Below are 22,424 nucleotides of genomic sequence, written 5' to 3'. Positions count from 1 at the left end.
GTGCCCCGTTTGTGCGTTGTTCGACTCGCACCTCGGTTCTCACGCTTCGACTAGATGCCGCCGATGTTTCCGCCCCTGTTGAGCCAGGCGCTGACAGATCCTCCGTCGTAAATGGTGACGTAGTCGGCTTTTCCGTCGCCGCTGATGTCACGGAAGGTCGTCTTTGCCCCAGGCAGGGCAGAAGTAGGGCTTGCGAAGTTCAGGTAGGGGGTGAAGCCGCCGGCTCCGCCTCCTCCGTCGTTGATGTAGGCGTGGGTTCGTCCGGTGCTGTCGACCATCAGGTAGTCGGCTCGTCGGTCGCCGTTGACGTCGGCGAGCCGGAGTTTGTCGCGGGTGCCGTAGGAGACTCCGGGTGCCCAGTGCAGGTGTTCCGTCCAGTGGATGGCTCCTGCGCTGGTGGGTGTGTTGAGGTAGGCGTGGACTGCTCCGGAGTCGCTGGTGCGCAGGTAGTCGTCGCGTCCGTCGCCGTCGACGTCGGCGAAGCGGAGCGCTTCGCGGGTGGTGCCGCTGACTCCGGGGGCGATGATTCCCAGGTCGGTCCAGTGGTAGGGGCCGTCGGCTGCTCCGGGGCCGTTGTTCTGCCAGGCTCGTACCGATCCTTCCGTGCCGACCAGGAGGTAGTCGTCGCGTCCGTCGCCGGTCACGTCGGCGAAGCGGACGGCTTCGGCGGAGTGGCCGCGTCCTGGGGAGATGGTTCCCTGCTCCACCCAGTCGGGCTTGCCCGGTACGGATCCGGGTGTGTTGAGGGCCGCTCGTACCGATCCGTCGTTCGCGATCCGCACGTAGTCGCCCCGGTCGTCGCCGTCGAGCTCGACGATGTCGGTGCGTCCCGTGGGGGAGTCCATACCGGGAGCGATCACTCCCAGAGCCCGCCACCCGTCACCCAGCGGGACGTCCACATCGTCGTCGGTTTCGTCGCTCGAGCAGGCCCTGTCCGCGATCGGTTCGGCAGGATCCTGCAACCACCCGTCCTCATGGGCGTCCAGGATCGCTCCTGCCCAGCCCACCGCCATCTTGAGGTATCCGTTGTCTCCGGGATGAGCCGGCTGGGACAGGTCCTCAGGTTTTACCAGGGCGCTCATGTCCACCAGACGCACGTGCCATCCCCGGTTGCGGCGCTGCTCGACAACCTGACGGATCTCGGCGTTGTAGGCGTCGATCCTCGGCTGCAGGTTGGCCTTCGTCGCGGGCACGAGGGTCGCCACCAAAACGGTGGCCTGCGGCGATGCGCTGACGACCTGGTCGATCAGAACAGCCAGGCGTTCCGGCGCGGAGGACAGATCCCCCACGAACTCGTCACGCATGTCGTTGGTGCCGGCATGAAGGGCGACGACATTGGGCTTGTACTTCGTGACCGAGCACGACGCCCGCTGAGCGATGGACGCGATCCGGTCGCCGGACACTCCTTCGTGATCACGGTCCATGCCCGACGGTCCGGACTGTCTTGTGCCGACCATGTTCAAGGAGACGGTGGGGGACAGCATCTTCAGCAGGTACTGGAGAGGCCTGCGGTAACCGGCATTTGTCGAACTGCCGACGCCATAGGTGATCGAGTCACCCAGAGGCATGATTCTCAGGTCAGGGAGCGTCGGCGTGTCGGGGTCGTCGCTCCTCGGCGGGACGTAGTCCTCACCGGGGTTGAACTGGATACCTTCGGGCTGGGCCTTCTCCAGGTCGTTCATGAACGAGTCGCCCGTGTCGCTGAGGGCCAGACGCGCGTCGCCCCAGTCGTGGTCGACCATCTTGTCGCGGATGTCGGGAGGGTAGCCGTCCCAGCCCACCAGGTCGGGATACTGCCAGGCACCCTTGTGATTCTCGGGTGCCTCGCCCGCGTCGCCCAGGCGGAAGGCGTGTGTGGACCCCCCGTCCTTGTGATAGACGATCTTGGGGTGGGTTCCCTCGAAGGCGACGTCCTCAGCCGGGCGGGTCGAGTAGTCCCCGTGCGCCGATGTCGATACGTACGCCGGCCGGTCAGGATCGAGGCCTTCGTTGACCCAGACGATGACGTGTTCCCAGTCATGGGTGTGACCGGCGCTCCCGATACCCAGAGATACCTGGTCCTTCTCGAAGTAGAGCCCGTACATGTAGGCGCACCAGCCGTTCTGGTTGCACCGCGAGCGCGAGTACGCGTTGTCGTTGTCCAGGTCGACCTCGTCGCGGCATTGACCGTTCTCGGCTCCCCCCATTTTCAGGCCGGGGTTCAGTGTTCCGTCCGGGCCGATGGCCGGTGTGGCGTAGCAGCCGTTCACGTCGTAGTCCATGGCGGGTTGCCATTTCCTGTCGGCCGCCGGAGCGTTCAGGGGAAGGGCTTGCGGCGGATCGGCCAGGGCCTGACCGGCTGTCACGACCACGGAGAGCGAAGCCAGAACAGCACCGCTGAGAGCCAGGCTCCCGAGTCTGCCGACACGTCCTGACATCGATGTACTGCCTGTTTTGCGGCGCGCTGGTCCGCGCCCCATGGGAAGTCTGGGCATGACTGCCTTTCAGTTCAAAGACGGTGTGATGGGAAAGGAGGGACGACGGCGGGATTCTCGAGCGGACACAGTGGTCCGAAGGGTTTCGGTGAGGACGCACGGCCCGGTCGCGGGAGCCGGCCGTACGCGGAATCAGGGCTGCTCTTCGTGCCGTCTCCGCCGAGGTTCTCGGCTGTGGTCGGAGGCGCGGGCTATGGGGGCGGACAGGCCCTGGCACGGTGGGGACGAGTGCTCGATCGGTACGAGGGGATGAGTCGGCACCCCACTGGGCCCGGTTGGCGCACTCGACGTTCCCTGCGCGTCGCACTGTCGGACTCACCGCGGCGTGACCCGGCGGGCCGGTCACCGTGTTGATCGTGACGGGGCTTACGCCGCCTGCGTCTTCGGACGGCTGGGACTCGTGCCCGGGACCCCGCAGGCCGGCACCGGCGCGGTCGCGCCCCTCGCGGAAGCGCCGGCGTCCCCGTCGGTGCCCGCGCCGCACAGCGGCTGCAGTGCCGCCCGCGTTCCCCGGCCGCAGTCCTGCCCGGACAGCCGGGCCCTCGGCCTTCGCTCCGGTCCGTTCCCGGTGGCGCCGACGTGGTGGACGGCGAAGTTCGTCCGGACCGCGCGCGCAGCTCCGCCGTGGAACGAACGGACGGCAGCGCACGGTACTCCGACCGTCCGCACGGCTGGAGCGGCGGCCGGGGCCGGAACGGCGACCCTGCCGAGAGTGGTCGCGGCGATGATGCCTGCGACTCGCAGGACGGATCGTCGGTTCACCGATAACTGGGGGGGCAAGGGCGGTCCTTTCGCGCGGAGTTTCGAAGGCGCGGACACGGCGCCCCGTATCAGCTCTACGCGGAAAGGAGGGAAGAGGTTCAACTGCGATTACGGAGAGGTGTCTTCACATGCTCCGCGGGCCGGCCGTCCCGGGATCCCGGGCTCCGGCGTCCGGACATCCCCGCGGTGGTTTGCGTCGGTGGGCGGCCGGCCGGGGCGCGGCTCATCGGTCAGCCCGTCCAGCCGCAAGCGGATGAACCTCGACCGCCATCGGTTGACCGTTCCATGGGCGACACCGAGTTCGGCGGCGATCTCCTTGTTCGTCCCGCCTTCCGCGCACCGCAGCACGGTCTTCGCGCGCAGCCGGATACTGAGCGGTCTTCGCCCGTCGCGCCCAGCGCGTCAACTCCGCGCGCTCAGCCTCGGACAGCACCAGCTCCGGCTTGCGCCGACCCGGCCGCGGGGCGTCGGCCAGGCCCGCCAGCCGCTGGCTGTCAACCTCCTCGCGGCGGCCGACCTGAGCTGGGCCGTGGCCCACCACCTGCTCGAACGCGGTAGCGGCGGCGCGATCGTGAACGTCGGCTCACGCGGCGCCTTCCGGGGGGAACCGGACGTCCCGGCCGGCGCAGGTCGATCCGGCCGATGACCGAGCGTTCGGCGCACTGGAGTGTGCCGGCCGTGGGGCGGTTCGTATCGCGCTCGCGGCCCCCCTCCGGCATTTCGTCCCCCTCCACGTCGGGCAGCCCGAGGCCGAGCCGCGTCAGATCGATGACATGCGCACCCGGCGGCCGTACGGCCTCGGCGCGCGGCCCGGTCGTGAGCATCCCGTACCCGGCACAGCGTGGTCGGCGACGGCTCCGTGGGCGGCAGGTGCGCACCGGGTCGAACGCGAGGGCAGAGTGTGCGTGCCACGCGTCCACGGTCAGAGATGTCGCTGACTGCCGACTGCTGACTGCCGAGCGTGTCAGCTGAGGACCTGAGTTCCGATGGAGTTCAGCAGAGCGAACTGGTCGGCTGTGGCAGTACCCAGGGGCGGGGAGCAGACGGCGATGCGCAGGTCGTCGCCGGGGACGGTGAGGGTGTCGCAGTCGATGGCGACCGGTCCGAGATCGGGGTGGTGGACGGTCTTGCTGTCGGTGGTGTGGAAGCCGACCGTGTGGGAGTCCCAGAGGTCGTCGAAGCGGTTGCTGACGCCGCGCAGGTCGTTGATGAGGGCTGTGAGCCGGGTGTCCGCGGGGTAGCGGGCGGCGGAGGAACGCAGGTCTGAGACGAGGGCGGTTTCGAAGCGGTCCTGTTGGTCGGGGGTGTGGGCGACGCGCGTGGGCTGGCGGGTGAAGTGCCGCCAGGCGATGTTGCGTTCCTTGCCGCGCCAGGGGGAGGGGTCGCCCATGAGGGCGGCCCACAGGGGATTGCAGGAGATGAGGTTCCAGGCGGCGTCGTGGACGCTGACCGGGCTGCCGTTGAGCTGGTCGAGAAGCCGCTGGACGCTGGGCGGCACGTGCGGGGAGACCTGGCCGCTGGTGGGCGGTGCCTGGTCGGCCAGCAGGTAAAGGTGGTCGCGTTCGGTCTCGTTCAGGCGCAGGGCGCGGGCGAGGGAGGCGAGGACCTGCGGGGAGGGTGAGGTGGCCCGGCCCCGTTCCAGCCGGACGACGTAGTCGACGGACAGTCCGGCGAGCTGGGCCAGCTCCTCGCGGCGCAGCCCGGGCGCCCGGCGCACTCCGCCACGGGGAAGGCCCAGGTCTTCGGGACCGGTGCGGTCACGCCAGTGGCGCAGGGCCTGACCGAGGGCCACAGGATCGTCGTTCATGCGTCCATTCTCCGTCCCTCTCGCGTGAACAGCCTGGTACTGGCCGACCCCCCGTTGAGGAGGGCTCTCCCTGTCCCGGCCCGTGCCGCGCAGGCTGAACGGCATGACAACAGTCACCGTGATCACCGGGGCCAACAAGGGCCTCGGATTCGAAACTGCCCGCCGCCTCGTCGAGGCGGGCCACACCGTCTACGCCGGAGCCCGCGACGCCCACCGCGGCCAGCAGGCCGCCAAGGCCCTTGGAGCACGTCCGCTGCTCGTCGACGTCACCGACGACGCGTCCGTCGCCGCAGCCGCCGCACAGGTGCGTGCCGAGGCGGGAAGGGTCGACGTCCTGGTCAACAACGCGGGCATCGCCGGCCCCGCCGCCCCGGCCGGCGAGCTGACCGCCGCCGACCTGCAGTACGTCTTCGACACCAACGTCTTCGGCGTCGTACGCACCACCCGCGCCTTCCTGCCCCTGCTCCAGGCCGCGGCCCGGCCCGCGATCGTGAACGTGTCCAGCGGGCTGGGCTCGCTGACGATCAACGCCGACCCGGCCGCCCACAGCGATCTGCTCCCGGCCTGGGCGCCGCTGCTGGCCTACAACTCCTCCAAGGCCGCACTCAACATGCTGACCGCCGTCTACGCGCAGTCCCTCCCGCAGATCAGCGTGGTCTCGGTGGACCCCGGGTTCACGGCGACCGACCTGAACGGCCACCAGGGCACCCAGAGCGTCGAGGAGGGCGCCGCGGTGATCGTCGCCGCCGCCACCGCGGGGACCAGCACGCCGAGCCCTGCCTTCGTCGGCGCCACCGGCTCCGTGCCCTGGTGACTTCTCCGACCGTCCCGCCTCCGGCCACGCACCGTGGCCGTACCGCAGCAGACGGCGAATCGCCTGGTGCCGTGCCCTCACCGACGTCTTCGGTGAGGGCACGGCACCTGGGCATGGGCCGGTGCGCGGCAAGTGCTGTGCCTGCGGCTACTCCTGGGCCGAGCCGGCTGCGAGAAGCTGCGCGAGTTCGTCTTCGGCCAGCCGCAGCGGGGCCAGGCGGGCGAGGTGCTCATCGGTGAGCCGCAGCGCGGACGCGGCGACGTTCTCCTCAAGATGAGTGATCGAGGACGTGCCGGGGATGGGGCAGAGCACGCTCGACCGGTTCAGCAGCCAGGCGAGAGCCACCTGCGCGGGCGTCGCGTTCAGCTCCGCCGCCACTTCGGCGACGACGCTGTTGGCGAGGGCCAGCTCGCCACTCATGATCGGAAACCACGCGATGAAGGGGATCTGCTCCCGTTCGCAGTGTTCGAGGACGTCCTCTCCCACGCGAGCCGCCACGTTGAAGATGTTCTGCACGGCTGTCACATCGATGATCTTCTGTGCGGACTCGATCTGGTCGACCGTGACGCTCGACAGTCCGAAGTGGGCGATCTTGCCCTCGTCCTGCAGTTCCCTCATCGCGCCGATCTGGTCGTCGAACGGCACCAGTGGGTCGACACGGTGCAGGTAGAAGAGATCGATACGTTCCGTGCCCAGGCGGCGGAGACTGGCCTCGCACTGCTGTCGCAGATAGGCGGGGCGTCCGACGGGCTCCCACACCCCCGGCCGTACCTGAGCCTGACCCGCCTTGGTCGCGATCAACAGGTCGTCGGGGTAGGGGTGAAGTGCTTCGCGCAGGATCTCCTCGGTCACGCCGAAGGCGTAGGAGTCCGCGGTGTCGATGTGGTTGACGCCGAGCTCGACGGCACGGCGCGCGACGCGTACCGCGTTCCCGCGGTCCGCGGGCGGTCCCCAGATCTCCTTGTCGGCGAGGCGCATGGCGCCGAACGACAGGCGGTTGATCGTCCGGTCCCCGATCCGGACCGTTCCGGACTCGTCGATCTGCTGTTGTACATCAGTCATGTTTCTCATGATCCAATCGTTGGTCCGGGGCGAGCCACCCGATGCCGGACACAGAACCTGAACATCACGCCATGGTGGCCGTCCTCGGGCGCTGCCCTCGGGCCATGCCGAACGTACGGCGACAGCGGCCGGGCGGCATCGCCGTGAGTCGGGTGAAGTGATACCGGAGCGCCGCTTCCGAGCCGAAGCCACTCGACGTTCGTCACAAGCAGGTGGTGCCGTTCTTCGGGACCGCCCCGTCGAGCAGGTACGTGTCGACCAACCCGGTCAGGCAGTCGTTGACGCCGTAGGTGCCGTGGCCTTCACCGTCGACGGTGAGGCGGACACCGACTCCTTCGCCCAGCTCGTCCGCCATCCTCTCGGCTCCCTCGTAGGGGGTGGCGGGATCACCGGTGTTGCCGATGACGAGGACGGGGTCCGCGCCGTCGGCCGCGACGTCGACGGTTGGCGCGTGGCCTTCGACGGGCCAACCGGTGCACTGGAGCAGCCCCCAGGCCATCCAGTCGCCGAACACACCGGACGCCTTGCGGAAGTCGGGAAGATGCCGGTGTACGTCGGCGGCGGTGTAACGGTCCTTGTAGTCGGCGCAGTTCACCGCGGTGTTGGCGGCGTTGATGTTGGAGTACTTGCCGTTCTCGGCACGCTGGTTGAGCGCGTCGGAGAGCACCAGCAGCGTGGAGCCGTTCCCCGTCTCAGCCTCACCCAGCGCGGCCCTGAGCAGCAACCAGCCCTCCTTGTCGTAGAGGGCGGCGGCGATGCCGTTGAGGGCGAGGCTCTGGGTGAGGGGGCGTTCGAAATCGGTGGGCAGCGGTCGCTTGTCCAGGCGCTCGATCAGCTCGACGATCTCCTTCTCACCCTGAGCGGGATCATCGCCCTCGAAGAAGCACGAGTCCTGCTTCGCGCAGTCCTTGAGGAAATTCCGCAGCGCGCCCTGGAACCCCTTGGCCTGACCGAGTCCACTGGTGAGGACGTTCTCGGTGGGATCGACCACGGCGTCGAAGACCAGTCGTCCGACGTTCTCAGGGAAGAGGTGGGCGTAGACGCCACCGAGCTGCGTTCCGTAGGAGATGCCGAAGTAGTTCAGTTTCGCGTCACCCAGGACCTGGCGCATCAGCTCCAGGTCACGTGCGGCCTGCTGGGTGCCGACGTGCTCCAGAACCGCGCCCGAGTTGCTTTCGCAGAACCTGGCGTACGCACGTGCCCCGCGGGTATAGGTCTTCTCTTCCGCGGCGTGGTCCGGGGTCGAGTCCGCGGCCAGCCGCGCGTCCATGGGCTTCGTGTCCAGGCACCGCACGCCGGCGCTGTCCCCGACCCCGCGCGGGTCGAAGGAGACCAGGTCGTAGCGCTTGTGCAGTTTCATGTAGTCGTCGCCGGCCATGAGGGGAAGCGTCGAGACCCCGGACCCGCCGGGTCCACCGAAGTTGAAGAGCAGGGATCCGATGCGCTTCTTGCCGGGAGCCGGGGCGGCTTTCGCCCTGATGAGGGCGAGGTCCATGGTCTTGCCGCCGGGGTTCGCGTAGTCCAACGGCACCTTCACTGTTCCGCACTGCCACGTCGTTCCGTCCGGCAGCTTCTCGGGCTTGTCACCGCCGCCCTGGGCCGTGGACGGAGCAGAGCACGCGGTCCAGTGCGGTCTCTGTTCGGTGAGGGTACGAGGCACCGGGGGCGGCCCGGAAGCCTCGCCGGCGTCGGGGTCGCAGGCCGTGGTCCCGGCGGCTGCCAGTACGGCCAGCGACGCCAGGGCGACGGCTGTCCGGGACGAGCGGTGGTGAGGAGACATGCTTCTGCCGATCCGAAGTCGTAACGGGTGGAAAGGTCGAACGCTCAGACCTCGATGTCCTGGCGGTACGGGGAGTGCCGCTCGGCGCGTACGTTCCGAAAGGACGTGATTCCGCGGTGGGCCGACGCGACGAGGGCGGCGAACAGGACGTTCGCGCTGAACAGGAAGGTCCACTCGGTCACGGGGCCGGCGGCACCCGCGGTCGGTTCCAGCGCCGAGAGCAGCGCCGTGGCCACTGGGTGGAAGACGAGGCACAGGAGGAGGAAGAGCCAGAACGGCTGCTTCTTCAGCGGCTTGGACCACACGATGGCGGCAAGGGCCAGTGCGGTCACCAGGACAGTGAGGACATCGATTCGATCCATGTGACGATCCTTTCGCGCAGCGGGCGACACGGCGTCGGCCGCCGGAAGGAAGGTGGCCTAGGCCGTAGGGCATAGAGCATCGGCAGGGAGCCTGGAACCGGCCAGGGCGCTCCTGCGGTGCCGTGGGGGCCTGGTCCCCGCAGAGGCCACCTGAACTGGTCCGTCCCGTCCGGACACGAGGTCCTGCCCCTTGTTGCCGTGGGGGCGAGCAGCGCGGTTCCGAGCGTGTCCGGGGCCGGCCACGGGCACGGCGAGTACCGGCGAGCGCGGTGTCCGACAGACAGGGTCGGCGGGATTCCGCGCGGTAACCTTCTCGGCCTGTGCGGGCCGAGTGACCGGCCTCGTCGGGGACACCGGCTGTCCGACGGGTTCACCGCGCGGCCTCGTGCCGCCGGGGCCGCACCGGTGTCAGTCACTCGAACGTGCCCCATGGGTGCTTCCGGCGCCGGGAACTTTTTCGAGGCGCCGCCGCTTCCGTCCCGCCGGCCGGTCCGGGACGTGCTGGGCCGGCCGGCGAGGCCGGATCGAGCAGAGCTGAACGGAGTTCCACGGGCGCCTCGTTCGTCACGAAACCGGCGATGTGCGGGCGGACTCTCCCGTCCGGCCACCGTCGTGCCCGCCCGCCCCGACCGCTTCGGTGGCGTGTGCGGCCGCGACCGTGAACCGACACCGGGCAAGGTGCGGCGAGCCGATGAGGCACGGGCCCGGACGCTGCCGTGAGAGAACCGGATCCGCCATCGTGTGCACGGTTCTCCCACACGGACGCGTCCGCCGGTGCACGGACACCGGTTTCTCAGGGGGCGGAACTCACTGCCCCGGGCGTGGGTCGGACGGCGTGAGTTCCAGGACGGAGACCAGGGACGCCGACGACGTCGTTCTGGTCAGCGTCAGGCCGGCCCGTTCGAAGAGGTTCCCGAACTCGTGGAGGCTGCGCTCGCGTCCGGTCGACAGCGCCATCATGTTGAGGTCCATCAGCGGCTGCAGGCCGGGTGTGCCCACCTCGTCCACGAGGAGTTCCATCACCAGCACGCGTCCACCCGGTTCGAGTGACTCCCGGCAGTTGCGCAGGATGCGTACGCAGGCGTCGTCGTCCCAGTCGTGCAGGACGAACTTCAGCAGGTGCACGTCCCCGGACGGCACCTTCTCGAAGAAGTCACCGCCGACGAAGGTGAACCGGTCCGTGACCCCCAGGCTCGACGCGGAGGCGTCCGCCTCGGCACCCACGTGCGGGAGGTCGAGGACCGCCCCGGTCAGTCCGGGATGCCGCTGCATGAGCGTCTGGACGAGGTTCCCGCCGGCACCACCGACGTCCACGACGACCTCGGTGCCCTTGAGCCGGATCACGTCCGCCAGCTGGTGGGCCAGGCCGCGCGTCATGGCGGTCATGGCGTTGGTGAACACCTCGGCCTCCGTGGGCACGGTGGCGAGCCAGTCGAAGAAGGAGGCGCCGAGAGCGGCCTTCGCCTGGGTGGTGCCGCTGCGGATCGCACCCGACAGCCGTCCCCAGGGCAGCCAGTGCGACTCGGCCCCACCCCACAGTGCCAGGTCCCGCAAGGATTCCGGGGCGTCGGTGCGCAGGGTGTCGAGCAGAGACGTACTGACGAACCGCTCCCCGTCCGTCGACGTGGCGAGTCCGAGCGAGGCGCAGGCCCGCAGGAACCGGAAGGTCGAATCCGTGTCCAGCGACTCCGCCGCGGCGATGTCGGCGGCCGTGGCACCACCGGGGTGCAGGTGGTCGGCTATGCGCAGCTCGGCCGCGGACCGGACCACCTGGGTGACCCAATACCCTGTCATCATCTGGAGCATGCGCCCCGTGTCGTCCCCGGGCGGTTCGGCGGAACCAGCCGCGACGAAATCGTGTTCGAACAAAGTCATGAGCTGCGTCTTTCGATTCGGTTCGGAACTGTGCGGAGCCAAGGGCACTCGGCCGGATCGCTGCGAGGGGTCGGGTTCGTGCCCGGCGTCGACCACCGGCGAATGCGGCGCTGTATGTGCGGCACCGGGCCTTCGGTGCCGCAGTCGCGCCCGGTCAGCGCCGGTTCACGTCGCGGCGACCATGGTGTGGGTGTCGAGGACGGTCTCGAAGTGCACGGGGACGCCGTCCCGCAGTCGCCATATGTGCACGAAGCGCGTCCGCATCGGCTTCCCGGTGGCCAGGTTCGTGGCGCTGTAGTGGCCGAGCGCGACGACACGGTCCCCGGCTTGCATGATCTCCGCGGGTGCGACGGTGAAGTCCTGCCACTCGGTGACGAAACGGGAGAAGACGTTCTCAAGTACCTGCTCACGTCCCCTGTACGTGCCCCCGTAGTGCAGACCCGGCGGGACGACCCATTCGATTCGCTCGTCGAGTCCCGCGAGCAGCGCGGGGACGTCGCCCTCGGCGAGGGAGCTGTACAACGCCTCCACCACCGCACACCCCGTGGCGGTCTGTTCGTCGTGCTGGTGCGTGGTCATGTGGTGCCTCCGTGCTGTGTCGATGGGCGGCCGACGCGTCGCGGCAGCCCGCGGCGGCCCGAGAACGCGGGTTCCGGGCGCTGCGGCCGAGCACGCGCCCGCCTCGGTAGACCTTCCTCGTGAACGGGCCCGCGGACATCGGCTGATCGACCTATGTCGCTGGTCCAGCCCTCGGAAGGCGTCCGTTCCTCACGTCGCGGCTGCCGACGCGCCCCGCATGAGGAGCAGGCAGCCGACTTGCGGGCCGTAGGGCATCGGGGGTGTGCGGGCTTCACCGTGGTGCTGCACCCGGCGAACTTTCGTGAGGTGTGACCGGTTGCTGCCCGGTGTCGTTCTCAGCGGTGGAGGCTCCGCTTCGTACGCGGAAAGCCTCAGTGCGGTCGGCCGGACTCCCCCCGAAGGCCGGGCGCGCGCCCGTGCCGCCGCCAGCTGACGGCGGCACGGGTGCCATGGCCCCGGATTCCCGACGTATCAAGGGTCATCGCCGGCAACTCGATGTGCCGCAGAGCCGCCTGAACGCGGACGCCGCGCGACGGCAGCGACCGGCTCCTGCGGGTCGTGACGGCGCAGGGCGGTGGTGAGCCTGGGTGCGCCGTACCTGGGCAAACGGCGGCCTGGTTGTCGTTGCAGGATGGCCCGAGGCTGATGGCATCACCCACCCGGCATGGGCCCCCGCCCCGGCCTGATGAACAGGACACCCTTTGTCTTCCTCCGACACCACCAGCCCTGCAGTGCTCGAACAGCTTCAGCGCCAGTCCGCCGACTCGCAGCGGCGCATCCTGTTCGCCGGGGCGACCATCGTCACCATGGATGCCGGCCTCGGTGTCCTGCACGGTGCCGACCTGCTCGTCGAGGGTGACACGATCACCGCGATCGGTACCGGTCTGGACCGGGACGGTGCGGTGGTCGTCGACGCTGCGGGCACGATCCTCACGCCGGGCTTCGTCGATACCCACCGGCACGCCTGGGAGACGCAGCTGCGCCGGATCATGCCGGACGTCGACGACCTCGGCGCCTACGTGATGTCGACCCTCGCCGGCTACGCCACCGTCTACCGGCCGCACGACATGTATGTCGGGACCAAGTTGGCCGCGCTGACGGCGATCGACAGCGGCATCACGACCATGCTCGACTTCTCCCACAACTCCCGCACCCCCGAGCACTCCGACGCCGCCGTCCAGGCGCTGATCGACACCGGCATCCGCGGGGTGCACGCCTCGATGGGCCCGCACTTCGGGGACTGGGACAAGCATTGGCCGGGTGACCTGGCCCGCCTCAAGGACACGTACTTCGCCGGCGACGACCAGCTGCTGACCCTGCGCCTGGCCGCTCTGGCCACCGACGAGATCGCCGGGCCCGCCCTCGCCTACGGCCCCGAACTCGCCCGTACCGCCAAGGATCTGGGCATCGGGGTGAGCGTCGACGCCGTCTTCGGCGCCTCCTCCTCCACCGCCGTCCTGAAGTGGGCGAGGGACGGCCTCCTCGGCCCGGACCTCACCCTCATCCACGCCACCGGCCTGACCCATGCTGCCTGGAAGGCGATCGGGGAGAGCGGCACGATGATCGCCCTGGCTCCGACCTCGGATGCCCAGATCGGGCTGGAGACTGCGATCCCCGCGATCGACGAGGCCCTGTCGGCCGGGGTGCGGCCCGGGTTGAGCATCGATGTGGAGGTGGCGCTGGTCAGCGACATGTTCACGCAGATGCGGGCCCTGCACGCCATCCAGCGGATGCGCGCGGTCAACGCCGTCCACGGCACCGAGCAGCAGCCGGAGCGGATCACCACTCACGACGTCCTGGACTTCGCCACCCTCCAGGGTGCCCGCACCAACGGCCTGGGAGGCGTCACCGGCTCGCTCGCCCCGGGCAAGAAGGCCGACCTGCTGGTCATCCAGGCTGAGGACCTCAACAACATGCCGCTCAACGACGCGGTGGGCACCATCGTGCTCGGCTCCGACGCCCGCAATATCAGCGCCGTCCTCATCAACGGCGCACCCCGCAAGTGGAGTGGCCAGGTCCTCGACGTCGACCTGCCCGCCCTGCGCGCCGAGGTCCACGCCTCTCGCGAGTACGTCCTGAACACCCCTGCGGCCTGAGCGCCGCGAGAGAGTCCGCTCCTCATGCCGCGGCCGCCGACGCGCACCCCGCGCGCGAGGAGCGGGGCGTGAACATGTCCGGGACACGGGAGGGGGACGGTTACGCTGGGGCGGTGGAAGACATTCGGTTGGCCGAGGTGCTGGCTGCGCTTTCCCTGACAAGCGACTTGGCCGCGGGCATGACCTTCGAGAAGGGGCTGCGCACCTGCGTCGTCGCCACGGTGTTCGCCCGCGACGTCCTGGCGGGCGACCGGGAGACCTGCAGGGCGGTCTACGAGACGGCACTGCTGCGCTCGGTCGGCTGCACGTCCTTCGCTCCCGAGCTCGCGACGGTCTTCGGCGACGAGGTGGCGTTCCAGAGCGCGCTGAAGCACCTCGACCCGGGCGAGGACGTGCCCCTGGCCGATCAGTTGCTCCGGCTCGGTGGCTGGACGCGCGAGAGCGCACAGCGGTTGACGGACACACTGACCGAGGTGCTGCCCACGGTCGGGGTGGAGGCCATGCGCAACGGCTGCGAGGCCAGTCAGGCGCTCGGCTCGGGCCTCGGCGTCCTGCCGCAGACCCTCGCGGCGCTGAACGACGTGTACGAGCGCTGGGACGGACAGGGCATCCCCCTCGGAATCGCAGGCGGACACCTGTCCTTCGCCGCTCGTGTCGTCCACGTGGCCGAGCAGGCCGTCCTGGCCCATGCCAAGGGCGGTGAACCGGCCGCTGTCTCGGCGGTGGTCAGGCGCGCCGGCGGCCACCTGGACCCCGACCTGGCCCGGGCGTTCGCAGCCGACGCCGCGAAGCTGCTCGCCCCGCTCCGTGAGCCCGACGCCGTCGCATCCGCGGTGGCCGTCGAACCGCCCCCGTACGTCATGGTGTCCGCCGGGGAGATCACCGGCCTGTGCGCGGTTCTCGGCAGGTTCGTCGACCTCAAGGGGACATGGCTGGTCGGACACAGCGAGCACGTCGCACGGCTGGCGGAGGGCGCCGGCCGTCTGGGCGGTCTCGCCTCCGACGAGGTGACCCGGCTGCGCTGCGCGGCCCTGCTCCACGACCTGGGGCGGGCCGGCATCTCCGCCGACGTGTGGGACCGGCCGGGGCCCTTGAGCACCGCCGACATGGAGCGGGTGAGGATGCACACGTACTGGACCCAGCGTGTGCTGGAGCGCGTGCCCGGGCTCGCCGCGCTGGCACCGATCGCCGCCGCGCACCACGAGCGCCTCGACGGCAGCGGCTATCACCGCGGTGAGTTCGGAACCCGTACCTCTCCCTCGGCGCGCATCCTCGCCGCCGCCGACGTGTTCGCCGCACTGACCGAACCGCGTGCGCACCGGGACGCCCTCAGTCTCGACGAAGCCGTCGGACATCTGACGCGCGAGGCGGACTCCGGCGCCCTGGACCCTGTCGCCTGCGACCTCGTGCTCCGGGCGGCGGGTTCACGGCAGTCCCGGCTCCGCTGCCCGGCCGGGCTCACGGCGCGGGAGGTCGAGGTGCTGCGGCTGGCCGCCCGTGGACTGACCAACCAGCAGATAGGCGCCGAGCTGTCCATATCGAGCCGCACCGTGGGCCATCACCTCGGGCACATCTACGACAAGACCGGACGGCGGACCCGGGCCGGGGTGGCTGTCTTCGCCATGGAGCAGCAGCTCCTGCCCTGACCGCCGACCGGCCCTCGTGGTCGCGCGCGTCGGCGGCTGGAGCGCCGGCCGCCGGAGTCGGTCCGCGTCCGCCAGGACGTGCGTCCCGTGGACTGCCGGCTCGCGCCGGTCCCACAGGGGCTCGGACACCTGGACAGGGTGGGACATGGCAGAGGGACGGATCCACCCTGGGGGCACTGGGACCAGGCTCGCGGCCGCTCAGGAGCCTAACCTGGCTGACATGACGACCTCGAAACTGGGTGACTACCTGCAAGGTCGGCGCGCGCAGGTGACGCCGTCAGACGTCGGTCTGCCCGAGGACGGGCGTCGACGCGTCCCCGGTCTGCGCCGTGAAGAAGTTGCGATGCTGGCCCGCATCAGTGTCGACTACTACCTGCGGCTGGAGCAGGGCCGTGAGCGACGCCCGTCCACCCAGGTCCTGGACGCCCTGAGCGACGCGCTGCTGCTGGACAACGACGGCCGGCTGCACCTGTACCGGATCGCGGGCATGACCCCGCTCCCGCGCCACGAGGGCACCATCGAGCGAGCTGATCCCCAGTTGCTGACGATGGCCGAACTGTGGGACCGCACGCCGGCCCTGCTCCTGGGACGGGCGTACGACGTCCTGGCCATGAACACGCTGGGACGGGCCGTCTTCCCCCACCTCGAACCCGGCGAGAACCTGCTGCTGTCCATGTTCCTCGACCCGTCGGTCCGCTCGTTCCACGCGGACTGGGACAAGGCCGCCGCCAACGCGGTCGCGGGATTCCGCTTCCTGGAGGGCGCCCGGCCGAACGACCCGAGGATCCATGAGGTCCTGCGGACGGCATCGGAGAGCAGCCGCGAGTTCGCCGACCTCTGGCAGAGGCGGGACGCACGGGGCAAGAGTGATGCCGCGAAGGTCCTGCTGCACCCCGCCGTCGGTGAGCTCACCCTGCGCATGCAGACCTTCGACGTACGATCCGCTCCTGGCCAGCAGTTGGTCGTCTACCACGCGCAGGAGGGCACCCGGACCGCGGATGCGCTCCGCCTGCTCGGCTCGCTGGCGGCGACCGCCCGCTCCGGGCACCAGGAAGACTCACCGAAGCGGATCAAGTGAGAGCGCGGACCCGCTCCCGAGCCCTGGCCTGTGTCATCTGTGTCCCCGTCCTCATCGCGGGAGGTCTGACCGCCTGCGCCGCCGTACCGGACGGCGGGAGACCCCTGGTCTCCGACGAGGCCGCACAGCGCGGCCGCCCGCAGCCTCCGTCCACCGCGACACCACCGCCCGTCCCGGCATTGCGGACGCGCCCGGCGTCGGCGACGGACGTCTCACCGCACCCCTACGTCGGAATGTGGGTGACGGCCGACGGGCACATCCGCCAGGAACTGCTCGCGAACGGCCGCTACGACGAGGCCCGTGGAGACCGGGAGAGCGCTTACACGGGTTCCTACCAGGTCTCCGGGACCCGGATCGAGTACGTGGACGACACCGGGTTCACAGCGGACGGGACGTTCGACGGAGATGCACTGCACCATGGGGGCTACATTTTCCACCGCGAGGGCGGTGACGCGCGGAACGGGGAGGGACGACGCTGAAGGACAACACCTCGGGGCGGGGACTGAGCCCATACCCGACAGCGGAGAGTTCGGACGAGCCGGTGCGGCCCACCGCTGCCGTAGCCGCTTCGGCGGAACCCCGTGGGGACGCGGCCGCGGCGCCGTCCGGACCGTTCGGGAACGTGACAGGCAGCTCACAGCCAGCGGCGGGCGGGAGCCCGCCGGCCCGCATGCCCGCGGCCGTCTCCACACTCGCGTCGATGGGGATGACCCGACACCGGCTTCTGCCGACCCTGTTCGTGATCGTGCACACGGCGCTGATGTTCCTCACGATCTCGACGCTGGAGGAACCGCCGAGCACCACCGCGTGGATCACCGCTTGCTCCGCCACGGTACTGACCGTCCTGGCGCTCGCACGACGCGACCGGACGCCGCTCGCCGCCCTGGGCACGATTCTCGCAGTGTCGGTACTGGGCCAGATCCTGACACCTCCCGACATGCTTGGCCTGATACCCGGGCTGGCGGTCATGATGGCGCTCTTCTCCGCCACCGCTGTGAGCGACTGGACCGTCGCTCTGGGCGCGACCGCCACCGCCGCAGTCGTCCAGCCCCTGCCGGCGGCCGTGCGGCACGGCTTCGACGGCGTCTCCTTCTCCGACTGGCTCATCGCCGTCGGCCTCTACCTGATGGTGTCGGCTCTCGGCGCGGGCCGCCGGCACCGGCTGCGGGAACGGCAGACGGTGGAAGAACGACTGGCCGGCGCCGCGCAGGAACGTGCACAGGCGGCCGATATGGAACGGGAGCGGCTGGCGCAGGAGTTGCACGACATCAGCGCGCATCACCTCACCTCGGTCGTGGTGACCGTCGAGGCCGCCCGCAGGCTCGGTGGAAAAAGACCCGAACTGGGCGTCGAGGCACTCGCGTTCGCGAGTCGCACGGCCCGCGAGACCCAGTCGGCGCTGCGCCGTCTCGTGGCGGTCATGCACGTGAGTGAAACACCGGCTCCCGCGTCGATGACCGTTCCCATCGAGGCCCTGATCGCCGGCTTCGGCAGGCTGGGCCGTCCCATCTCCGTCTCACTGCCCGCCGACCTCACCGGCCCCGCGGCGGAGGCGGCCCACGGCATCATCCGGGAGGCGCTGACCAACGCCCTGCGCTACGCACCGGGCGCGCCGGTCGGCGTCCGGGCGCAGCGGGCCGGGGACGCCCTGCGGCTGACCGTCGACAGCGGCAGGCCGCCCGGCGGTAGCAGCGGCGACGAACTGGGCCTCGGCTCCGGTCGCGGAGTGGCGGGGATGCGTCAGCGCGCCGCTGCCCTCGGGGGGCAGTTGTCCGCGGGGCCCCGCCCCGGCGGGGGCTGGCGCGTGGAGGCCCTGCTCCCCGACGCCCCGCCCGCACGGCGGCCGGTCGGGGGACGGCGGCGCGACTTCCTCCGCGAGCAGCGGATCGCGGACGGGGCGGTCTTCGGCTCGGCCCTCGTGTTGTCGTGGAGCGTCGCCCTGACGAACGCGAGGAACGCCGGTCACGGAGTCCAGGTGTGCCTGCTGCTCGCGCTGGTCCTGACCGTTCACGCACTGCCACTGTTGTGGCGACGGCGTGCTCCCTGGCTGGTCCTCGCGGCCGTCGGCGCCACCGCCCTGGTTTGGCCGGTGCTGCTCCGCGGCAATCTGCTGCCGCCGTCCGGCGCGGCCTTCTTCGTGGGTGGCGTGGCCGTCGAACTGGCCGCCGTCTATGCCGTGGCGGCCTACGGCCGCGTCCTGGCACCCGCGACCACGCCCGCCGGCCGGTATGTCGGGCCCCCGACGCCACCTACGACATACCCGTCCGGCTCGCGACTGTCGTACCTGTCGGTCCCCACGGCGACCCTCGTGTTCGGGATCTCGATGACAGCCACCCTGGCCGCCGACGGAACGCTGCTCGGCGAGCCGATCGCATCTTTTCCCACGCTCTTTTTCTACGGGTTCCTCACCCTCGCCCTGCTGTTCGTCTCCCTCGGTCTGGGCTTCACGGCCGTGTGGGGAGCGGGGTGGCTGATGCACAGGCGCCGCAGGCGGGAGCTGAGCCGTCAGGACGCGTTGCTCACGGCACTGTTGTGGCAAGCGAGGGAGCGGATCCACAGCGAGCGGCAGCGGGTCGCCGGTGGCCTGCAGGAGACGGTGTTCCAGCAGACCACCCGGGTGATCTCCTCGGCAGAGGCGGGCAGCCTGGACGACGTCGCCGCCGCGTCGAGGGCGGCGCTGGCCACCATGCGCCGACTGCTTGGGAGCCTCGACGCGGGCAAGGCGCCCACCGCTCCTCGGGGCACCGCCGGGCAGAGTGTTTCCCGCGCGTAGGAGGAACCGGCGCGATGCGCCACTGCGCGGGTGACCACGTTCCGGCTGCCCGCCGAGGGCACGTCGACTCGGTACGCCCTGCGCACTACCCCCGTGGGAGGATGTGCGCGGGCGGCGGGCCCCGCACGGACAAGGCAAGGAGAGGCGCCATCAGCATTCGGCTGCTGGTCGTGGACGATCAGGCCGTCGTTCGCGCGGGTTTCGTGGCGATCCTGGGCGCCGAGGACGACATGGACGTGGTCGGCGAGGCCGCGGAGGGGGAAGCGGCGGTGTCCATGGCGGCCGACCTCGCTCCCGATCTGGTGCTGATGGACATCCGGATGCCCGGCATGGACGGGCTGACGGCCACACGGCTGATCACACGTCACAGCAGGCGCACCAAAGTCCTGGTGCTCACCACGTTCGATCTCGACGTCTATGTCTATGAAGCGCTGCGTGCCGGGGCCTCCGGCTTCCTGCTCAAGGACTCCGAGCCGGACGACCTGCTGTCCGCGATACGGGTCGTCGCCTCCGGCGACGGTGTCCTCGCGCCCGCGGTCACGCGACGTCTGATAGCGGCCTTCGCCCACGGCGCCCCTGTCCATGCGAACGTGGCCGAAGTCCTGGACCGCCTCACCCTCCGCGAACGCGAGATCCTGGTGCTGGTGGCCACAGGCTTGAGCAACGCGGAGATCGGAGCGCGTCTGGAGCTGGCCGTGGGCACGGTGAAAGTGCATGTGAGCGCGGTGCTCAGCAAACTGGCTCTGCGGGACCGCGTACAGGCGACCATCTTCGCCTACGAGAGCGGACTGATCCGTCCGTCGGGGATGCCGACCGACTGAGAAGGGCGTGCCGCACTCCGCGCGGCGGCGGGACCGTAGGCGCTGTCCGTCCCGCACGTCCGCGCGGTGGCGCCGGGCGGGACGTGAGCCCGGCACGACCGACCTGCCGGCCAGGAAACGGGGCGACACCCGCGGGGCCGACGCGGGATCGTGGGACCGCCGCCGTCGATCCGCCCGGGTTCGGGTGGTCACGTGCTACCCGCGAACACGCGGGCGCGTGGTCTCCCATCACCTCCAGCCCGGTGCGCACCCGTCGTTCACGACGTTTCCCGTCGAGGCGGGTAGACCAGCGACATAGGTCGATCAGCCGATGTTCGCCGGTCGGTTCTCCCACAGAATCTGTGGAGGCGGAGCATGGGCCCGACCGCCGGGCAGCACGCGAACCGGCTGCGACGACCCGTCGCACCGGCCGCGGCCGGAACGCCGGGCCTCTCATTGCTCCCCTCTACGCACCGCGAGAGAAAAGGACCCATCGTGGCAACCACGCGCTCAGCACACACCGTCTGGGAAGGTGACCTCCTCAACGGAGGCGGCATCGTCACCTTCGACTCCTCCGGCACCGGTGACCGGCCGGTGTCCTGGCCGTCGCGCGCCGAGCAGGCGCACGGCAAGACCAGCCCGGAGGAACTGATCGCCGCGGCCCACTCCAGTTGCTTCGCCATGGCCCTGTCGCACGGCCTCGAAGGAGCGGGCACCCCGCCCACCGGGCTCGTCGTCTCCGCCGATGTGACGTTCCAGCCCGGCGAGGGTGTCACCGGCATCCACCTCACCGTCGAGGGCACCGTCTCCGGCATCGACAACGACGCGTTCGTCGCCGCGGCGCAGGACGCCAAGGCCAACTGCCCGGTCAGCAAAGCCCTGACGGGCACGACGATCACGCTCTCGGCCAAGCTCGTCTGAACCGGACCCGACGTCTCTCGGGGTACCGCGCGCCGCGGGAGCGCGCGCGGTACCCCTTGTCCTGAGTGACGTCAGGGCCGGCACCACCTGTGCCCGTGCACGAGGCGGTCACGCGGGCCGGGTTCGGCGCCGTTCGGGGTGGGTGGGGGTTCAGGCGAGGTGCATGATGTAGCCGACGTGGTGGAGTTCGTGTCCGTGGAAGTAGCCCACGGCCCAGAAGCCGAGGTCGTCGAGGTAGTCGATGCGGTCGCCGTCGATCCAGTACCGGCCCTGGTAGGCGTGGGGGCGGCCGCCGCGGGTCTCGTCGTAGCGGCCGTCGGCGGTGAGTTCCTGGTGGAGGAAGTCGTCCTGGTCGATCCAGACGCCGACGCGGGGGCTGCCGGTGAGGTCGGGGGAGGCGGGGACGCCCAGGGCGGGTGCGGTGGCGCGGCCGGGGGCGTCGTTGCCGGCCCACAGTACGGGCCGGCCGGCCGCGATCAGTGCGTGGACCTGGTGCGGGTGGGAGATGAGGGTGGCCAGCGCGCCGGGTACGTCGGTGGCGAGTTCCTCGGGTATGACCAGCAGGTCGCTGGTGTTGCCGGGGGTCAGTGTCGCGATGTGCTGCGCGCGTTCGGCGCGGCCGCCGGCCAGGGCGACGGTGTCGATGACGGCGGGGACGACGGTCATGCCGGTGGCGTCGACGACGATGGCGTTGTCGTCCTCCGCCGCGGTGAACAGGGACGGGCCGACCGCCACGATCAGTGAGCCGACGAACAGGATGTCGGCACCGGTCATGGTCCCGATCAGCGGGTCCATCGTCAGGATGCGGGCGTTGGTGAACAGCACGGGACGTCCCGTGTCGTCGGCGAGGATCTCGTCGAGGGCCTTGGCGTTCCAGCCCGCGGTGTCGGTGTCGGTGGTGCTCATTGCTTACTCCTCGATAGGGGTGCGGGGCGATGATCGGGTGATGCGCGAAGTGCGCCGCACAGGGCCGGGCGGGGCGCCGGAGGGCGCCGGGCGGCTCCTGCACCAACAGCCTGGACGCGGTCCGCCGGCGGAACCAGGCCGCCATTCCCCCAGGTGCACTGCACCCAGGACCCCCCTCACCCAGGTGAACGGCGGCCTGGATGTGTCCCGCCGCAGGGCCGAGGGTGGAGTCATGACCAGCAACGACACGCCCCGCGATCCACACCCGTACGTCGGTATGTGGGTGACCGCGGACGGCTTCATCCGCCAAAAACTGCTGCCGAACGGCCGTTACGACGAGGCCCGGGGCAGCCGCCGGAGCGCCTACACCGGCCGTTACACCGTCACCGGCAGCCACCTCGACTACGTCGACGACACCGGCTTCACCGCCACCGGCGACGTCCGTGACGGCGTTCTGTTCCACGAGCATCTCGTGCTCTACCGCGAGGACGACCCGCGCGCCCGGAAGGGGGCCCGACCATGACCGGGGTTCCACCGCAGGTGACCTGAGCAGTCACCACCAGACCCGCGAACGCGCGATGCCCGTCGTGCAACGCCCGACGGCGGACAGAGGGCGAGCAGTACGTCAGGTCAGGCGGGGTGAGCCGCCCTCCCGTACGGACCACGAAACACTCGCGGCCCCGCACGAG

At 70.2% G+C, this 22,424-nt stretch carries 18 protein-coding genes and 1 pseudogene; 9 read left to right on the top strand and 10 right to left on the bottom strand.

The annotated features are described in order from the left end of the window. Positions 1-50: 50 nt before the first annotated feature. From F0344_RS35460 to F0344_RS05765, 4 genes and pseudogenes are all read right to left on the bottom strand, one after another. On the bottom strand, positions 51-1,568 hold the full coding sequence (locus tag F0344_RS35460) for a GDSL-type esterase/lipase family protein (protein WP_258050242.1): 1,518 nt from the start codon (positions 1,566-1,568) through the stop codon (positions 51-53). A 66-nt stretch (positions 1,569-1,634) separates the two neighbouring features. After that, positions 1,635-2,417, bottom strand: a pseudogene (locus F0344_RS35455) (NPP1 family protein); the annotation flags it as partial. A 927-nt stretch (positions 2,418-3,344) separates the two neighbouring features. Next, positions 3,345-3,584, bottom strand: a complete 240-nt coding sequence (locus F0344_RS36470) for a helix-turn-helix domain-containing protein (RefSeq protein ID WP_308460888.1) — start codon at positions 3,582-3,584, stop codon at positions 3,345-3,347. A 616-nt stretch (positions 3,585-4,200) separates the two neighbouring features. Further along, the gene (locus F0344_RS05765; RefSeq protein WP_185297744.1) at positions 4,201-5,043 is read right to left on the bottom strand and encodes a helix-turn-helix domain-containing protein; all 843 of its coding nucleotides are present in this window, start codon (positions 5,041-5,043) and stop codon (positions 4,201-4,203) included. Between the two features lie 103 nt (positions 5,044-5,146). On the opposite strand from F0344_RS05765, the gene F0344_RS05760 reads away from it, so the two are divergent. Beyond that, entirely contained in the window at positions 5,147-5,857 is a 711-nt protein-coding gene (locus F0344_RS05760) for an SDR family NAD(P)-dependent oxidoreductase (RefSeq protein WP_185297743.1), read from the top strand. A 147-nt stretch (positions 5,858-6,004) separates the two neighbouring features. Here the strand turns inward: F0344_RS05760 and F0344_RS05755 are convergent, their stop codons facing one another. The 5 genes from F0344_RS05755 to F0344_RS05735 all read right to left on the bottom strand — a co-directional run bounded on the left by F0344_RS05755 (position 6,005) and on the right by F0344_RS05735 (position 11,515). Beyond that, positions 6,005-6,919, bottom strand: coding sequence for an aldo/keto reductase (locus F0344_RS05755; protein WP_185297742.1), 915 nt, complete (start codon positions 6,917-6,919; stop codon positions 6,005-6,007). A gap of 202 nt (positions 6,920-7,121) precedes the next feature. Then, positions 7,122-8,699, bottom strand: a complete 1,578-nt coding sequence (locus F0344_RS05750) for an alpha/beta hydrolase (RefSeq protein ID WP_185297741.1) — start codon at positions 8,697-8,699, stop codon at positions 7,122-7,124. 44 nt (positions 8,700-8,743) lie between these two features. After that, positions 8,744-9,061 (bottom strand): hypothetical protein, encoded by a 318-nt coding sequence (locus tag F0344_RS05745; protein WP_185297740.1) that lies wholly within the window; start codon positions 9,059-9,061, stop codon positions 8,744-8,746. 807 nt (positions 9,062-9,868) lie between these two features. Next, positions 9,869-10,936: a methyltransferase gene (locus F0344_RS05740; protein ID WP_185297739.1), complete on the bottom strand. Its 1,068-nt coding sequence runs from the start codon at positions 10,934-10,936 to the stop codon at positions 9,869-9,871. 165 nt (positions 10,937-11,101) lie between these two features. Then, complete coding sequence (locus F0344_RS05735; RefSeq protein ID WP_185297738.1) at positions 11,102-11,515, bottom strand: nuclear transport factor 2 family protein; 414 nt, start codon at positions 11,513-11,515, stop codon at positions 11,102-11,104. A 701-nt stretch (positions 11,516-12,216) separates the two neighbouring features. Between F0344_RS05735 and F0344_RS05730 the strand changes: the two genes are divergently transcribed. From F0344_RS05730 to F0344_RS05700, 7 genes are all read left to right on the top strand, one after another. Beyond that, on the top strand, positions 12,217-13,611 hold the full coding sequence (locus F0344_RS05730) for an amidohydrolase family protein (protein WP_185297737.1): 1,395 nt from the start codon (positions 12,217-12,219) through the stop codon (positions 13,609-13,611). 113 nt (positions 13,612-13,724) lie between these two features. Beyond that, entirely contained in the window at positions 13,725-15,257 is a 1,533-nt protein-coding gene (locus tag F0344_RS36465) for an HD domain-containing phosphohydrolase (RefSeq protein ID WP_185297736.1), read from the top strand. A gap of 220 nt (positions 15,258-15,477) precedes the next feature. Further along, a complete protein-coding gene (locus tag F0344_RS05720; protein ID WP_185297735.1) occupies positions 15,478-16,335 on the top strand; it encodes a helix-turn-helix transcriptional regulator in 858 nt (285 codons plus the stop codon). A gap of 179 nt (positions 16,336-16,514) precedes the next feature. Next, positions 16,515-16,814 carry an Atu4866 domain-containing protein gene (locus tag F0344_RS05715; protein ID WP_258050241.1) on the top strand — a complete coding sequence of 100 codons (300 nt, stop codon included), beginning with the start codon at positions 16,515-16,517 and terminating at the stop codon, positions 16,812-16,814. 221 nt (positions 16,815-17,035) lie between these two features. After that, the gene (locus tag F0344_RS05710; protein ID WP_185297734.1) at positions 17,036-19,108 is read left to right on the top strand and encodes a sensor histidine kinase; all 2,073 of its coding nucleotides are present in this window, start codon (positions 17,036-17,038) and stop codon (positions 19,106-19,108) included. A gap of 149 nt (positions 19,109-19,257) precedes the next feature. After that, positions 19,258-19,929, top strand: a complete 672-nt coding sequence (locus F0344_RS05705) for a response regulator (protein WP_185302528.1) — start codon at positions 19,258-19,260, stop codon at positions 19,927-19,929. Positions 19,930-20,403: 474 nt separating this feature from the next. Next, on the top strand, positions 20,404-20,829 hold the full coding sequence (locus F0344_RS05700) for an OsmC family peroxiredoxin (RefSeq protein WP_185297733.1): 426 nt from the start codon (positions 20,404-20,406) through the stop codon (positions 20,827-20,829). Between the two features lie 150 nt (positions 20,830-20,979). Here F0344_RS05700 and F0344_RS05695 read toward each other — a convergent pair whose 3' ends face one another. After that, positions 20,980-21,735 (bottom strand): Atu4866 domain-containing protein, encoded by a 756-nt coding sequence (locus F0344_RS05695; protein ID WP_185297732.1) that lies wholly within the window; start codon positions 21,733-21,735, stop codon positions 20,980-20,982. 232 nt (positions 21,736-21,967) lie between these two features. Between F0344_RS05695 and F0344_RS05690 the strand changes: the two genes are divergently transcribed. Further along, on the top strand, positions 21,968-22,258 hold the full coding sequence (locus F0344_RS05690) for an Atu4866 domain-containing protein (protein ID WP_185297731.1): 291 nt from the start codon (positions 21,968-21,970) through the stop codon (positions 22,256-22,258). Positions 22,259-22,424: the final 166 nt, after the last annotated feature.

The organism is Streptomyces finlayi (genome assembly GCF_014216315.1).
In the GTDB taxonomy this organism is placed as follows: domain Bacteria; phylum Actinomycetota; class Actinomycetes; order Streptomycetales; family Streptomycetaceae; genus Streptomyces; species Streptomyces finlayi_A.
The sequence above is the reverse complement of the archived record's forward strand: the minus strand, read 5'-3'. Positions and strand labels throughout refer to the sequence as shown.

What these genes read in the sequence shown, in the direction of transcription:
- F0344_RS05765 (WP_185297744.1), bottom strand. Translation starts at nt 5,043, where the DNA reads ATGAACGACGATCCTGTGGCCCTCGGTCAGGCCCTGCGCCACTGGCGT.
- F0344_RS05735 (WP_185297738.1), bottom strand. Translation starts at nt 11,515, where the DNA reads ATGACCACGCACCAGCACGACGAACAGACCGCCACGGGGTGTGCGGTG.
- F0344_RS05710 (WP_185297734.1), top strand. Translation starts at nt 17,036, where the DNA reads ATGGGGATGACCCGACACCGGCTTCTGCCGACCCTGTTCGTGATCGTG.
- F0344_RS05745 (WP_185297740.1), bottom strand. Translation starts at nt 9,061, where the DNA reads ATGGATCGAATCGATGTCCTCACTGTCCTGGTGACCGCACTGGCCCTT.
- F0344_RS05740 (WP_185297739.1), bottom strand. Translation starts at nt 10,936, where the DNA reads ATGACTTTGTTCGAACACGATTTCGTCGCGGCTGGTTCCGCCGAACCG.
- F0344_RS35460 (WP_258050242.1), bottom strand. Translation starts at nt 1,568, where the DNA reads ATGCCTCTGGGTGACTCGATCACCTATGGCGTCGGCAGTTCGACAAAT.
- F0344_RS05720 (WP_185297735.1), top strand. Translation starts at nt 15,478, where the DNA reads ATGACGACCTCGAAACTGGGTGACTACCTGCAAGGTCGGCGCGCGCAG.
- F0344_RS05760 (WP_185297743.1), top strand. Translation starts at nt 5,147, where the DNA reads ATGACAACAGTCACCGTGATCACCGGGGCCAACAAGGGCCTCGGATTC.
- F0344_RS05695 (WP_185297732.1), bottom strand. Translation starts at nt 21,735, where the DNA reads ATGAGCACCACCGACACCGACACCGCGGGCTGGAACGCCAAGGCCCTC.
- F0344_RS05750 (WP_185297741.1), bottom strand. Translation starts at nt 8,699, where the DNA reads ATGTCTCCTCACCACCGCTCGTCCCGGACAGCCGTCGCCCTGGCGTCG.
- F0344_RS05690 (WP_185297731.1), top strand. Translation starts at nt 21,968, where the DNA reads ATGACCAGCAACGACACGCCCCGCGATCCACACCCGTACGTCGGTATG.
- F0344_RS05755 (WP_185297742.1), bottom strand. Translation starts at nt 6,919, where the DNA reads ATGACTGATGTACAACAGCAGATCGACGAGTCCGGAACGGTCCGGATC.